This is a genomic window from Campylobacter concisus (assembly GCF_902460845.1).
Classification (GTDB): Bacteria; Campylobacterota; Campylobacteria; order Campylobacterales; family Campylobacteraceae; genus Campylobacter_A; species Campylobacter_A concisus_X.
On the sequence record NZ_CABPVS010000003.1, the window covers coordinates 174,442 to 188,363 of the forward strand.

A 13,922-nucleotide genomic window follows, 5' to 3' on the forward strand; every position below is an offset into this window, starting at 1 on the left:
GCTTACTCCTATTTTATAAGCTTGATAATTATCTCATTTTTTATATTATTTATATCAACATTGTCGCTAATTAATGCGTATTTTGCGCCTATTGCTAAATTTATAGAAACGGCGGTTTTTGCTTGCTCCTCTTTTATAGAGTCAATCTGATTTAAATTTTTATCATAAATTCTAACAAGTGGCATCCATCTATTTGACTCTTTTGATACGATATCCAGACTACTTGCACCCTCAACATCAACAAAATAAGTACCACCGCTTTTTAAAAGTGGTGTCTCTTCGTCAAAATTTACCTTTGCAGCCCTAAGGATCATATTCTGAGCATCTAAAAATATCTCTAAATTCCCATCAACTCTATCAAATCCTAAAATTTTAAAACCGCTTTGACTAAGTGCTAAGCTTAATAAGCTTGGATCTATTCCGCCATTTTTTATGGCTAAAATTCCATAAGAAATTTGATCTCCATTTTTTAGAGAATTTATCCTTGAAATACTTATGTTAGCATCGTCTAGAGTTAAATTTATTGATTTTACAAATAATGTAGAAGGAACTTTTTGCTCGCTTATAAATTTTAAATTCAAACTATTTGAACCAAATGAAATGCTATCGTAACTCGAGTTTTGTTTTAATCTTGATACTAGCTCATTGACATTGAGTGAGCCATTTTGGTCTAAATTTTCTAAAGAAATTTGTACATTTTCAACATTGCTTAAAGCACTTGCACTAGTTTGTAAGCTAAAAGCATATGCAAATACACTAAAAGCGGTAAAAATTGCTATTTTTCTTACCAAGATTTGCCCTTGTTAAGTTCTACAAACTCATCATAACTCACAAATTTCATCTCTCCATTTTCTACTAAAAACCTAGCCGGGCGACTTGGATTGTATTTTGTCACCTTATCGCCGATCTTTAGCTCAATGTTGCCATTTCCGCAAACTACGAGCTGCCTTTGGTCTAAATTTATATTTATGCTTTTACTTGTGTCGTTTGATATTTTTTGACCATTTTCAAGGTTAATGACGCCTATCCAGACGCGTTGTTTTGGTGTGATGACCGCCTCATTTAGTGGCTTTGTAATATTTTGTTCTATCTTAGGAGCTGGCTGAGCTGCCATGCTTGGCTTTACAGCATTTTGCTCCATGTTTGCAGGACTTGTTGTCACATTTTGCTCAACTGGAGCTGAAATTTTCACACTTGATATGTTTGCCTCTATTTTAGGGCTATTTTGAGAGATGGTGATATTTGTATCGATGATATTTTTCTTCACCTCATTTACTATGCTTGACTGCGAATAGCTCACGCTTTTATTCTCGTCATTTAAAAACGATAAAAAATTCTCGATATATTTGTAAGCATCAAAATGATATGTCCCACCAGCGATAATAGCTAAAATGATGAGCCAAAATAAAAATCCACCGCCGCCACTACCGCTTTGTTTTTGTATGGTAATATCTTTTGGAGTGTAAGAAGAAATTTTTGGAGTAACTTTAGTTTTGTGACTCTCATCTGGAGTATTTTCTTGCATAAAGGCATCATATTCAGCTAGTAACTCGCTCAAATCAACATTATATTCACGTTGTAAAATTTTGGCATAGCCCCTAATATTTAAACGTGATAATTTTTCAAAATTTTTATCAAAAATATATTGTAAAAATGTAGGCTCAATATGCGTTTTACGTGAAATTTCCTTTATACCTATCTCTTTTAAATTCTCTAATTCATTCATCTATCATCCTGTCACAAATTATTGCAAAAGCTGCACTTACATTTAAGGAGTCCCAGCCCTCTTTTAACTTTATACCAATACACTCATCACACTTTGCTAGAGCTTTTTGCGGTATGCCTTCGCCTTCTGAGCCCATCACCAAAGCTCTTTTACCAGCAAACCTCATCTCTTTTACGTTTTTGCCATCACTTGCTGTTGCATAAATTTTAAAACCAAATTGCTTTAGTTCATTTAACAAACTAAGTCCGTCTTCAAAAATCGCTATTGGTATCTCATAGGCAGCGCCACTACTTGATCTTAAAACGCCTTGCATATTTATGCTTTTTGCTACTATTACAAGACCTTCGCAGCCTAGAGCATAGGCACTTCTAGCGATAGCACCAATATTGCCAACATCGCTTATGCCGTAAAGAATGGCGATAAAATTTAGCTTTTTAAGCTCAGCAATGTCTGAAAATTCAAACTCACTAACATTCGCTAAAAAACCTTGATGGTTTCCACCGCGAGCTAAAGACTGCGCTTTTTGATTATCCACGCGAATAATTTTTTTGCCTGTGCCACAAATTTTAGAGAAGAGTTTTTTGTCACACTCTTTTGAGAGATATATCTCTTCTAATATCTGTGGTCGCTTGTTCAAAATATGTAAAAATAGTTGTTTTCCGTATATTATCATGGTAACTTATGGTAGCTAAAGTCAATTAAAATTTAACTTATTTTTGTATGTAGCTAGAGTAAATTTTGCACTTTCGTTTCAATGTCACTTAGTAGTTTTGCGGCCTATAATTTAAGCTTTCGCAAGTTCATCATATATCTTTTTTACATCTTCTCCAGTTATTTTGTTAAGCAATTTTGCTTTTACTTTTGGAGCAAGATCAAGCAAAAGTATCTCATCTTTTGTGATATTTTGAGTGGCTGTTTTGTTACTTTTTGAGATGACAATCGCCCACTCTCCACTTAAATTTGCTTTTTCTAAAATTTGGACTAAATTTTTAGCACTATCTTTAATCTTACTCTCAAATTTTTTTGTGGCCTCTTTTATGGCAAAAATTTCTCTCTCAGGCTCTAGATTTGCGATACTTTGTACTAAGTCTAGTATGCGTTTTGGGCTTTCGTAAATAACGGCTGGATAGGCTAAATTTAGAGCATTTTGAATAGCCAAGGACCTATCTCTACCAGTATTTGGTAAAAAGCCTAAAAAGACAAATTCTTTATCACAAAGTCCGCTTGCAACTACACTTAAAAGTGCGGCATTTGCTCCACTTAAAATTTCATATTCGATATTATTTTTTTGAGCGTATCTTACTAGGCTAACGCCTGGATCACTGATACCTGGCATACCAGCATCGCTCATGTAGGCTACATTTTTACTAAAAAAATCATCACTTAAATTTGTGAAAAAGTCATCTTCGTTATGAGTGTGAAGTGGAATAAATTTTGATATATTTATACTTGCGTCAAAGCGTTCGTTTAGTAGATTTACAAGACTTTTGCAGACTCTTGTATCTTCACAGATAGCTATCTCGCATTCACGCAAAATTCTAATCGCACGAAGCGAGATATCTTCTAAATTTCCTATTGGAGTAGGAATAAAGTAGAGCAAGGCTTATTTTTGAGCGTATTTTTTCTTAAATTTCTCAACACGACCAGCACTATCAACTATCTTTTCGCTGCCTGTGAAAAATGGGTGGCACTTGTCGCAAATGTCAATTCTGATCTCGCTTTTGTTTGACTTTGTTTTAAAAGTGTTTCCGCAAGCACAAGTTACAGTGCAATCTACGTATTCTGGATGGATATCTTTTTTCATCATTTTTCCTTTATTATTTTTGGGCTAATTATCTACATTAAAAGTTGCTGATTATATAAAAAGAAATCTAAAAATCAAATAAATTAAGCCAGGAATTTTGCCGCTACTGAGATAACCGCAGTCTGTGATCTTAAAATATTTTTAGTATTTAGGCAGTAGATATTTTTAAATTTAGCCATCTCATCCTCGCTAAATCCACCCTCTGGACCAATTATTAAAAGCTCATCACCTTTTTTCTCATTTAAGCTCTTACCGCCAAAATTTATAGCTGAGATATTTTTATAAACACTCATTAGCTCGTCCAAATTTTTATAAACTTCAAACTCCATTAGTGAAGTTCGCCCACACTGCTCGCAAGAGAGAGCATTTATGTAGTTTAGCCTCTCGATATCTATCTTAAAATTTGCCTGAGAAAATTTAGTATAGACAAAAGCTATTTTACCAACGCCAAGTTCGTTTAAAAATGGCAATGTCTTTTCAATCGTCTTTGGATCGACGATAGCCCAAGCGATCGTAAAGTCGAATTTTTGCTCACCATTTAAGCTAGCAAAGACAAGACTTAAGCTCGCACTTCGCCTATCAATCTCATCAATTTCATAAATATACTCTTTAAAATCTCGTAAATTTCTAACACTCATTCGCTCACCAGCTTGCATTCTTCTAGCTTTTAGGTGCAAAAAAGCTTCATTTACTATCTTTAAGCTTTCATTACCTGCATTTTTATCATATAAAAATTTCATCTAAATCCCTGCAACTACAACTAAAACAAGATCACAAAATCCCTTAATAAGGGCGAATTTTTTAAATTTTTCTAAGTCGCCATTAGCTGCATAAATTTTTAGCCTTTTAAAACCTATGGCACTAAGTGCGATTAAAATTATTAAGATAATTAACATTTTTATGGCACTAAATTTAAACTCATATCCATAATACGCCCATAAAATAAGTCCAGTAAGCGCAAGAAAACTAAGCAACATATGATAAATCGGTAAAAAATATCTTATACAAAGCACATAGTTTTTACTATTGCTACCAAACTGAGTAAGTATTAAATAAAGCACATTACAGGCAACTAGTGCATAAAAAAATATCACATGAAAAGGCAAAGTGTATGCAAAAAGTGAGGAGAGATGTTCGTTCATTTCTTCTCTTTAGAAGGCTCGTTCTCTTCGACGACTGGCTCAGGCGGGAGTTGTTCATCGATTGTGACATTTGCGTCTGGTTGAGCTATGGTCACATCACTAGGCACTGGCTCGCTAATATCATTTTTAGTCTCATCTTTATCTCCACAACCCGCAAATAGACCAGCTATAAATAAAAAAGAAGTTATAATTTTTTTCATCAAACGTCCTTTGGAATTTCTATTTTTAACCTATTTTTCATTTTCTCGAATAAATTTTTATCTTCCCACTCTTCTATGATAGCATCTGAAAATTTTATCTCATCTAGCTTTATCTCGCCCATTTGCGCATTTATGGCGTCCTCTTTAAAGCACTGTGCATAGCCTGTATCAGTCTCATGCACGATAATGCTATGAAGCTTCACTTCACGCTCACCGTTGTTCATCACACTAAGCTCAAGTAGTCTTTCTATGAGTACAAAAAATATGCGGCAAAACTGCTCTGCACTTGGATTTAGTGGGATCTCGATCCATCTTGCCGAGTGCTTTTTTAGATCATTTTTATACTCAACATTATCGCCTGAAAATATTGTCGTAGCGTGGTCAAAACTATCAATGATCGTTTTTATGTTTTGCTTCATTAAGCCAAAATCATAAACCATGCCGGCGTTATCAAGAAAATTTGAGCTAAGTAAAATTTCAGCCACATAGCTGTGTCCGTGGATACTAGTCCTACAACGCTTTGAGCTGCAAAATCTCACAATATGTGCATTTTCAAATCTAAAAAGCTTTCTAATAATCATCAAACACCTTCTTTATCGCTCCAAAGCCTGATGTGGATACGCTCCGAGTAGTTAAATCCATACTTTATGGCAAATTCTGCCGTCTTTAAAGCATTTTTACTAAGCTCTGCTCTATCTGCACCCATCGCCATGCACCAAACTGGCAAATTCACTTTGTTTTTTATATTCATGATCTCATCTAGCTCACTATCGTCGCAACGAGATAGCACAAATTTTAAAAAGCTACTTTTTGCATTATTTTTAATAGTCAAAATAGCGTCTAAATTTATGCGTTTTTGCTCGCTAACTCCGCTATTTGCTAGTTTTACACCAAGTGCAAAATGGCATTTTTTATAAATTTCATATTTAGTAAAATCAACTAAAATCGTGCCATTTGTCTCAAAATGCACTTCATAATCTTCAAGCAATTTCTTTACCAAATTTATAAAATTTTCATTTTCATGCCAGATGAGCGGCTCACCACCGGTTAAAACAATAATAGGCTTTTGCATTAAACCTTTACATAGGTTATCAACTAAGCTTAAAATTTCATCTGCGTTGTATGTTTTGTGATCAAAATGCCCTTTAAAAACAGCCCTTATACTATCGCAACCTAAGAGATTTTCACCAGTTTTTAAAGATTTTGTTTGCACGCCAAAGCCAGAGCAGTTTAAGTTGCAACCTAAAAAGCGTAAAAATATGGCGAGTCTGCCTTGGTAAGCCCCTTCGCCTTGGATACTTAAAAACGCTTCAACTAGCTCTAGCTCTTTGCTCATCAACCACCAGTTTGATAAAAGGCACGCGAAGAGGTTTCATTACTAGCGCCTATCGCCCATTTGTTCTCTTTTGGTTTGTTTGCTAGCACTTGTCTTAAAATTTCACTTGCAGCTACGATATCACCTTTTTCAACCGCTTTTTTGATACTAAGAGCCTCTTCAAAGTAAAGGCAAGGTATCAAAAGTCCCTCGGCACTTAGTCTGATACGGTTGCAACTCTCGCAAAAGTCGTGCTTGTGTGGATCTATGATACCAAATTTATAACCATCATCAAGTCTATAAATAGACGCGGGCGCATTTGGTAGTTTTCCATCTTTTGTGACATTATATTTTTGTGAGATGATTTTTAAAATTTCATCGCTACTTAGCCCTTTTAGATCATCTTTAGCGTGTGAGTTTTCCATATACTCAATAAATCTGATCTGAGAATCTCTAAATTTAGCAAACTCGAGCAAATTTATAAGCTCATCATCATTTACACCTTTTAGTGCAACAGTGTTAATTTTTACCTTTAATCCAGCATCATGAGCCGCTTCAAAGCCAGCCAAAACTTCGTGCAAGACGCTTTTTTGTGCGATAAATTTAGCCTTTTGCTCATTTAATGTATCAAGCGACATATTTATGCGCTTTAGTCCAGCGTCTTTTAGCCTTTTGGCAAAGTGTGAAAGCATATAGCCATTTGTAGTAAGCGCTAGATCAATGTCTGGATTATAATCACTTATCATCTTTATAAAAACGTCTAAATCCTTACGCACAAGCGGTTCGCCACCAGTGATTCTTATCTTTTTTATACCTTCGTCGATAGCCACTTTTACAAATAAAAATAGCTCCTCAAAGGTTAATAAATTCTCTCTTGGCGTCCAGCTAAATGGCGTTGTAGGCATACAATACCTACACCTAAAGTTGCAACGCTGAGTTACAGAAATCCTTAAATAATCAACAACCCGACCATATTTATCGATTAGCATAAAGCACCTTCTTAAGCTTGGTTAGAGCTTTTTATAATTTTTTCAATTATATGTTAAAAGATTTAAATCAAAATAAAAATTTAAGCCAATTTTTGTAGTTTAAGAGTAGATTAGTCTTTTTAAAATTAGCCTGTAAATTTAGGCTAATTTATGAAATTTAAGCACAAACTCGACTCGCCCCATTCCAACATGAAGGTCCTTTGCGATCATCGCTGCACTTTTTCCGTCTTTAAACATTTTTAGAATTTGTTCTTCTTCATTGATGACGCTTGGTGCGATTTTATTAATATCTCTTGTTCTCTCTTCAAGACTAACTATCCTGTCTTTTTGCTCTGTTGCAAAATCATCAATTACTCGCTCAATGCTCTTAATCGCACGAATTATTGGCACAATTTTCTCATTTATTTGCAAATCAATATTTTCTTTTATCTGTTTTTTAAGTGGCTCATATTGTTCACTATTTTTAAACGCCTCGCCCTCAAGCATTGAAATTTGCTTTTTTAGATTGAAATTTTCTTGCATAACGCTTTCTATCGCTCGCTCAAATCTCGCAAATTTTTTATTTGTCTCACTATCTTTTATCAACATTAAAGCTACTATTATCGCCAAAACGATACCAAAGCCTAAAAAGATATAAATTTCCATATTTTTCCTTCTACGAGTTCGCTCTCATTTCTCTTATCATTACACGTTCCCTAGCCGTCACATAAGCGTTCCAGTCAGCCTCATCCTCTTCGTGCATATTTTCTATCTTTGCTAAATTTTCACTAACAGCCCTTAAATAAAGACTCAAATTTCTCTTTGGAAAGATAGGCATAGCAATCCTTGCGTAGTAAATTTCATCTTTTATAAATTTTTCTTCGCTTATTTTGATGTGTGTAAAGCCGATTTCTTCGATACTCGCCCTCTCTTTTAGTGGCAAATATTGCTTATGCTCATTTTTAATGTAATCACTCAGCGCATCTACTTTTCTGTGAAGTTCTATCAAAAGAGTTAGTAAAACTTGATCACTCTCTTTAGTCTCGCCTCGTGACTTTGCTCGCTTTAACCAAGCCCCAAGCGCGTCCTCTTCGCCCGGCAAGATGGAGTCAAACTCTCTTTTAAATTTCTCACTCCCTTCTTTATCAGACTCAAATTCCATATCAAGAGGTGCTTTAAACAGCTTAATCTCACTCATAATACGCTAATCCAAACAAAGATAAAAAATAAAATTCCCAAATAGCCATTTAATGTAAAAAATGCTCTATCTATCTTACTAAAGTCGCGTCTTACGATCCTATGCTCAAAAAATAAAATAACGCCACTTACCAAAATTCCAAAAAATGCCATCGCTCCAAGCCCAGCCGCCCAAGCAAAAAGTAGCCAAAATACAAAAGCTAAAGCGTGAAAAATGGCCGATAAAAAAAGTGTAGCCTTATCGCCGTAAATAGCTGGTATGCTAAAGAGCTTGTTTTCTTTATCAAATTTCATATCTTGAAGTGAGTAAAGCAAGTCAAATCCAGCTACCCAAAATGTCACACCAAGGCAAAGTAGCACACTCCAAAGCGGTATAGCAGCGCTCACTGCGACCACGCCAGCGATGGGAGCAAGACCTAAGCTAAGGCCAAGCACCAAGTGTGCTAGCTCACTAAAGCGTTTAAATAGCGAATACCCACCAAGAACAGCTAAAATAGGAAAACTTAGCCAAAATGCGAGCGAATTTATAAAATAAGCGCATGCGATAAAAATAAACGCATTTGCCACAATAAAAAGCTGCATATTGCTCCTACCGATACGACCATCAACGCTTGGACGGCTCGCAGTTCGCGGATTTAACTTATCGATATCTTCATCTTTGTATCTATTAAAAGCCATAGCAAAATTTCTAGCACTAACAGCACAAAGTGCGCCTAGAATAAGCAGTTTTAAGCCGAACCAAGCCGAGCCACTTTCTATCTTGCTAGCAACTATCATCGCAACAAAAATAAAAGGCAGAGCAAAAACAGAATGCTTAAAAACGATAAGTTCAGCAATAATTTTTAATTTTTCTATCATTTGATAAATTTCCATTTTCTTTAAAAATGGTTGATTTTACACCATTTTGCTTTAAATTTGAATTTATATTATCATTACAAGAATAATTTAAAACAAAGGGTTATTATGGGCAAAGTAGCGATTATTGGAGATAGTTTTAGTGCGTTATTTACGGCTTACGAATTAGCTAAAAAAGGTGAAGAAATTTTAATTATTAGCAGCCAAAAAGATGAGTTTACAAATGGAATTTTAGTGCCTTTTGGCACACACGCTCTTGCAAAAGATGGAGCGATATCTAGCTCGTTTATAGGGCTAGTTAGCAAAAAAAGCGAGCTTGATATAAGTATTTGCTTAAATGAAAATTTTAGAGCTTGGATGACAAATTTTACACTCAAATCGACCAAAGCTCACGACAAAAAGATGCAAATTTTGTTTTCAAAATTTGGTAAGAAAAGCTTTGAAATTTTAAGAGAGCTAAACAACAAATATCCACAGATAAATTTTGATGAGAGCGGCGTTTATCTACTTTTTAGCAATGACGAAAGCTTTAAAAAAAGGCTTGATGAGACAAAGGTTGCCCATAGCGAGCAAGAAATTTTAAGCATAGATAAAGAGCTTACAAATTTTGGGCTAATAAATAAAAACATAAAAGGCGCTATAAATTTAGCCAATAATGCAAGCATTGATACAAATGAGCTCAAAAAAGCTTTGATAAATGAGTTAAATTCTCTCGGGGTAAAATTTATAAATGATGAAATTTACGAGCTAAAAACGCAGGGGCAAATAGTACAAAAAGCTACCGGCAATAACGGCGAATATGAGGCCGATAACTTTGTGATCGCTTCAAAAAATTTAGAGCTTTCAAATAAGCTAGGCACGAGCTTAAATGCGATTTTGGCTAAATTTTATACTATTGATCTTAGCCTAAATGAAGGGCAAATTCCTAAAAAACCAATCATTTTAAATGATTTATTTGCCAAAATTTATCCAACTAAAAATGGTGTTACGATTATTACAAATTTACAAGTCGGCGCTATCGATACGCTTGTTAAAACTGAAAAGATTAATGCATTTTTAAATGAGCTAAAGATACATCTTGGCATAAGCGAGCTAAAAGAGCCTAGCTTTAGAGCAAACTACGTACTTCTTAGCTCAAACGATAAGCCAGCTCTTGGACGCGATAACATATATAGCAACTTGATCTATAACCAAGCTTATGGACTAAATGAGCTTAGCTTTGCTCCGTATTTTGCCAGTGTTTTGGATAGTCTTATAAAAGATGGTAAAAATAACGAGGAAAATGATGAAATTTTACTCTTTAGCTCGTTTTATGAGGGCTAGATTTGTTTAAAGAATTTGCAATAATTGGCACCACAGCAAGTGGCAAGAGCGATCTTGCATTTGAGCTTGCAAAGGAGCTTAACGGCGTCATCTTAAGCCTTGATTCGCTTACACTTTATAAAGAGATAGATATCGCCAGTGCAAAGCCAAATAAAGAGCAGCTTGAAGCCATAAAACACTTTGGTGTAGATGAAATTTATCCTGATGAAGAATTTAGCGTTGTGGCATTTTTTGAAATTTATAAAAATGCAAAGAATTTTGCGTGCTTACAAGACTGCCCACTCATCATTACAGGAGGCAGCGGCTTTTATCTAAAATCAATGCTTAGTGGACTTGCACCAAATGTGCCAAAATGTGAGATAAATTTAAGCAATGAAGAAATTTATGAGCTAGCTGTAAAAATCGATCCTGAGTTTGCAAGTAAATTTAGTCAAAATGACTCTTATCGCCTCGAAAAGTGGTATCAAATTTATAAATTTAGTAACCAAATCCCAAGCATTTGGCTAAGAGAAAATACTAAAGAGAGCATCATAAAAGAGCTAGCGATATTTGAAATTTTATGGGATAAAGATGAGCTTAGAGAACGTATCAAAAAGAGAACAAAAGGTATGCTTGAAGCTGGGCTCATAGATGAGGCAAAATTTTTGTTTAATAAATACAAAAGTGAGCCAAAACCACTAAAATCAATAGGTTTAAAAGAGTGCAAGCAATTTTTAGATAAAGAAATTTCTCAAAACGAGCTTGAAGGGCTCATAGCTACGCACACAGCTCAGTTAGCAAAACGTCAGAGAACCTTTAATCGCTCACAGTTTGAAAAAAAATTTGTAGGTGATTTGAACCAAATTAGAAGTGAAATTTTAAAATTTTTAAGAGAATAAAAACTAGCCCACAAGGGCTAGTTAATAAAATCAAATAGGCATTACCCTAATTTTTGGGCTTAAGCTCTCTTGCAAGACATTTTCAATCGCATAAAGAGTACCAGTTGAGCCACTTGCACAGCCCGAGCAAGCACCAAGATAGCGGATATAAATATCGGTATTTTCTCCGTTATCATTTCTGATATCTAAAATTTCTAAATTTCCACCATCCATCTCAAGCATTGGGCGAATTTCTTTATCTATGACAGACTCGACTGCTTTTAACTGCCCTACCATCGTCATTTTTTCAAAGCTAATGTCGCCTAAAGTATGATTTGCTTGGGCATTTGCCTGAGCTTCGATCTTCTCACGCTCCATCTCAGCCCTAGTATCACGCAAAATATCCACCAAATAATATTCTCTTTTTTCATGACCACCAGGCTTTACGCAAGACTTGCAAAATGCACCAGCTTTGGTGTATTGCGTGATCTCTTCAACTGTGTGAAGGTCATTTAGTCTTATCACTTCTTTAATCGTACCAAGGCTTACCCTAGCGCACTCGCAAACGATGATCTCATCTTCAAAATGCTCTGGATCTATGCCTTTATAGCTTGCGGCTGCTGCTTTTATAACATCATACGCCATAACTGAGCAGTGCATCTTTTGAGGCGGAACAGCCGGTGTTTCTGGGTTATCGCGCATAGCCTTTTCGACATCAAGGTTTGTGATCTTGACTGCTTCATCGACCGTTTTGCCAATACAAAGCTCAGCCATCGTATCAGAACTAGCTATCGCTGTGCCACAGCCAAAGCTTTTAAATTTAGCATCTATTATTTTGTCTGTCTTTTCGTCAACAAGCCAGTATAGCCTAACCGCATCGCCGCAGCTTTCTGCACCAAAGTCAGCCACAATAAGCTTTGCGTTTGCCTTTTTAGCATCTTCTTCGGTTATCTCCCCCATAAATTTAGGGTTATTCATCCTGTCTTGCACTACCTTAGAATACTCATCCCAGATAGAGCCTCCGATCAAATTATTCTTTGCCATGTTATTTCCTTTAAATTTTATAATCCACTCTTATGCCATTCTGGGGCGTAGGCAAATGTGCTAGAGATACCTCTTAGTCTATTTACTGCTTTTGTTATATGCTCAATCGCATAATCAATCTCTTCTTCTGTATTAAATCTAGAAAGAGATAATCTAAGTGCGGTGTGAGCCAGCTCTTTATCTGCCCCTATGGCCTCCATTATTGGGTTACTCTCTAATGTTTCACTTGCACATGCTGAGCCAGTTGAAGCTGCGATGCCAGCTTTATTTAGATCCCAAAGCATCGCTTCGCCTTCAACGCCTTTTATAGAAGCCAAAATGGTATTTGGCACACGTTGTTCTTTTTTTCCTACAACGCTAACGTCAGGAATTTTTAAAATTGCATCTTCAAGTTTATCACGTAAACGGCGAACATGAGAGTGCTCATAATCCATAAATTTATTTGCCAGTTCAAGTGCTTTACCCATGCCGATGATGCCAGGAACATCAAGCGTGCCGCTTCTGCGTCCGCCCATATGCTCGCCGCCATGAAGCAAGCTACTTAGTGGCATACTATTTTTTATAAATAGTGCTCCAACACCCTTTGGTCCGTGAAATTTATGCGCAGAAAAGCTTAAAAAATCAACGTCAAGGTCTTGAACATTTATCTTTATCTTACCAACTGCTTGAACGGCATCCGTGTGGAATAAAGCCCCGTATTCATGAGCGATACTAGCAAGCTCTTTTATAGGAAAGATCATGCCGGTTTCGTTATTTGCACTCATTATAGAAACAAGTGCTACATTCTCATCCATTACAGCTCTTAGCTGTTCTGGTGTGACTATACCATCGTTATTTACATCTAAAACAGTAAGCTCTACGCCATATTTTTCTAAAAATTTACAAGTCGCCAAAATAGCTGGATGCTCAACTGCGGTTGTTACGATACGCTTTTTCTCGCCAGTTGCTATTTTGTCAAAGTAGATGCCTTTTACTACCCAGTTGTTGCTCTCAGTTGCACATGAGGTAACGACGATATCATCGCTATCTTTTGCATTTAGTCCGGTATAGAGCTGATCTAGCGCTGTTCTTAAAGCTGGATGTGTTTCAGAGCCAAATTTATGAAGCGAGTTTGGATTGCCGTATTTTTCACAAAAATATGGCTTCATAAGCTCAAAAGCTTCAGGATCAACCATTGTTGTAGCGTTATTGTCTAAATATACTCTCAAATTTAAAACCTTAATTAGGATAAAAAATATCCTTTTTATTTTTGATGGGATATTATAACAAAAAAGTTAAAAGCAAGTTTAAAAATATGCTTTAATTTTTTCAAAATTCAGCTCATTTTGATATTAAAATATATTGAAATTCTTTATCAAAATTTGTATAGATCGCTATTTGTGATTTTTCTTATAAAAAAGTCTAATTATCTCTTAAAATTAATTTATTTTTTTAAGTTAATAGTGCGATAAACATATTGCTTACATACATTATCTCTTTATAGTTTTCTTC

18 protein-coding genes are annotated in these 13,922 nt (G+C 35.5%); 2 read left to right on the forward strand and 16 right to left on the reverse strand.

Annotation, left to right across the window (positions count from 1 at the left end):
- Positions 1-8 precede the first annotated feature (8 nt).
- From F3H00_RS04015 to mqnP, 14 genes are all read right to left on the reverse strand, one after another.
- Entirely contained in the window at positions 9-791 is a 783-nt protein-coding gene (locus tag F3H00_RS04015) for a hypothetical protein (RefSeq protein ID WP_148800332.1), read from the reverse strand.
- Positions 785-1,726, reverse strand: a complete 942-nt coding sequence (locus F3H00_RS04020; protein ID WP_148800330.1) for a phosphatidylglycerophosphate synthase — start codon at positions 1,724-1,726, stop codon at positions 785-787. The genes F3H00_RS04015 and F3H00_RS04020 overlap by 7 nt, the downstream gene beginning before the upstream one ends.
- Positions 1,719-2,399 carry a 23S rRNA (guanosine(2251)-2'-O)-methyltransferase RlmB gene (gene rlmB / locus F3H00_RS04025; RefSeq protein ID WP_103604185.1) on the reverse strand — a complete coding sequence of 227 codons (681 nt, stop codon included), beginning with the start codon at positions 2,397-2,399 and terminating at the stop codon, positions 1,719-1,721. Before rlmB ends, F3H00_RS04020 begins: the two co-directional genes overlap by 8 nt.
- Positions 2,400-2,510: 111 nt before the next feature.
- A complete protein-coding gene (gene rsmI, locus F3H00_RS04030; protein ID WP_149703714.1) occupies positions 2,511-3,326 on the reverse strand; it encodes a 16S rRNA (cytidine(1402)-2'-O)-methyltransferase in 816 nt (271 codons plus the stop codon).
- Positions 3,327-3,329: 3 nt separating this feature from the next.
- Positions 3,330-3,530, reverse strand: coding sequence for a 50S ribosomal protein L31 (gene rpmE / locus F3H00_RS04035; RefSeq protein ID WP_002942443.1), 201 nt, complete (start codon positions 3,528-3,530; stop codon positions 3,330-3,332).
- A gap of 83 nt (positions 3,531-3,613) precedes the next feature.
- The gene (locus F3H00_RS04040) at positions 3,614-4,270 is read right to left on the reverse strand and encodes a 16S rRNA (uracil(1498)-N(3))-methyltransferase (protein ID WP_149703715.1); all 657 of its coding nucleotides are present in this window, start codon (positions 4,268-4,270) and stop codon (positions 3,614-3,616) included.
- Positions 4,271-4,672, reverse strand: a complete 402-nt coding sequence (locus tag F3H00_RS04045; RefSeq protein ID WP_149703716.1) for a hypothetical protein — start codon at positions 4,670-4,672, stop codon at positions 4,271-4,273.
- Entirely contained in the window at positions 4,669-4,872 is a 204-nt protein-coding gene (locus F3H00_RS04050; RefSeq protein ID WP_103618729.1) for a hypothetical protein, read from the reverse strand. The genes F3H00_RS04045 and F3H00_RS04050 overlap by 4 nt, the downstream gene beginning before the upstream one ends.
- Positions 4,872-5,453 carry a 6-pyruvoyl trahydropterin synthase family protein gene (locus tag F3H00_RS04055; RefSeq protein WP_084109216.1) on the reverse strand — a complete coding sequence of 194 codons (582 nt, stop codon included), beginning with the start codon at positions 5,451-5,453 and terminating at the stop codon, positions 4,872-4,874. Before F3H00_RS04055 ends, F3H00_RS04050 begins: the two co-directional genes overlap by 1 nt.
- Positions 5,453-6,208, reverse strand: a complete 756-nt coding sequence (locus F3H00_RS04060) for a 7-carboxy-7-deazaguanine synthase QueE (RefSeq protein WP_149703717.1) — start codon at positions 6,206-6,208, stop codon at positions 5,453-5,455. Before F3H00_RS04060 ends, F3H00_RS04055 begins: the two co-directional genes overlap by 1 nt.
- Positions 6,208-7,176: a GTP 3',8-cyclase MoaA gene (gene moaA / locus F3H00_RS04065; protein WP_072593973.1), complete on the reverse strand. Its 969-nt coding sequence runs from the start codon at positions 7,174-7,176 to the stop codon at positions 6,208-6,210. Before moaA ends, F3H00_RS04060 begins: the two co-directional genes overlap by 1 nt.
- Positions 7,177-7,314: 138 nt before the next feature.
- Complete coding sequence (locus F3H00_RS04070; RefSeq protein ID WP_021091068.1) at positions 7,315-7,821, reverse strand: DUF6115 domain-containing protein; 507 nt, start codon at positions 7,819-7,821, stop codon at positions 7,315-7,317.
- A gap of 10 nt (positions 7,822-7,831) precedes the next feature.
- Positions 7,832-8,353 (reverse strand): hypothetical protein, encoded by a 522-nt coding sequence (locus tag F3H00_RS04075; protein WP_148800322.1) that lies wholly within the window; start codon positions 8,351-8,353, stop codon positions 7,832-7,834.
- Complete coding sequence (gene mqnP / locus F3H00_RS04080) at positions 8,350-9,210, reverse strand: menaquinone biosynthesis prenyltransferase MqnP (RefSeq protein WP_148800320.1); 861 nt, start codon at positions 9,208-9,210, stop codon at positions 8,350-8,352. Before mqnP ends, F3H00_RS04075 begins: the two co-directional genes overlap by 4 nt.
- 105 nt (positions 9,211-9,315) lie before the next feature.
- On the opposite strand from mqnP, the gene F3H00_RS04085 reads away from it, so the two are divergent.
- Entirely contained in the window at positions 9,316-10,530 is a 1,215-nt protein-coding gene (locus tag F3H00_RS04085; protein ID WP_148800318.1) for an FAD-dependent oxidoreductase, read from the forward strand.
- A 2-nt stretch (positions 10,531-10,532) separates the two neighbouring features.
- On the forward strand, positions 10,533-11,408 hold the full coding sequence (miaA, locus tag F3H00_RS04090) for a tRNA (adenosine(37)-N6)-dimethylallyltransferase MiaA (RefSeq protein WP_148800316.1): 876 nt from the start codon (positions 10,533-10,535) through the stop codon (positions 11,406-11,408).
- A 30-nt stretch (positions 11,409-11,438) separates the two neighbouring features.
- Here the strand turns inward: miaA and F3H00_RS04095 are convergent, their stop codons facing one another.
- Positions 11,439-12,431 (reverse strand): iron-sulfur cluster assembly scaffold protein, encoded by a 993-nt coding sequence (locus F3H00_RS04095; protein ID WP_148800314.1) that lies wholly within the window; start codon positions 12,429-12,431, stop codon positions 11,439-11,441.
- Positions 12,432-12,448: 17 nt separating this feature from the next.
- Positions 12,449-13,639: a NifS family cysteine desulfurase gene (locus tag F3H00_RS04100; protein WP_085657897.1), complete on the reverse strand. Its 1,191-nt coding sequence runs from the start codon at positions 13,637-13,639 to the stop codon at positions 12,449-12,451.
- Between the last annotated feature and the right edge of the window lie 283 nt (positions 13,640-13,922).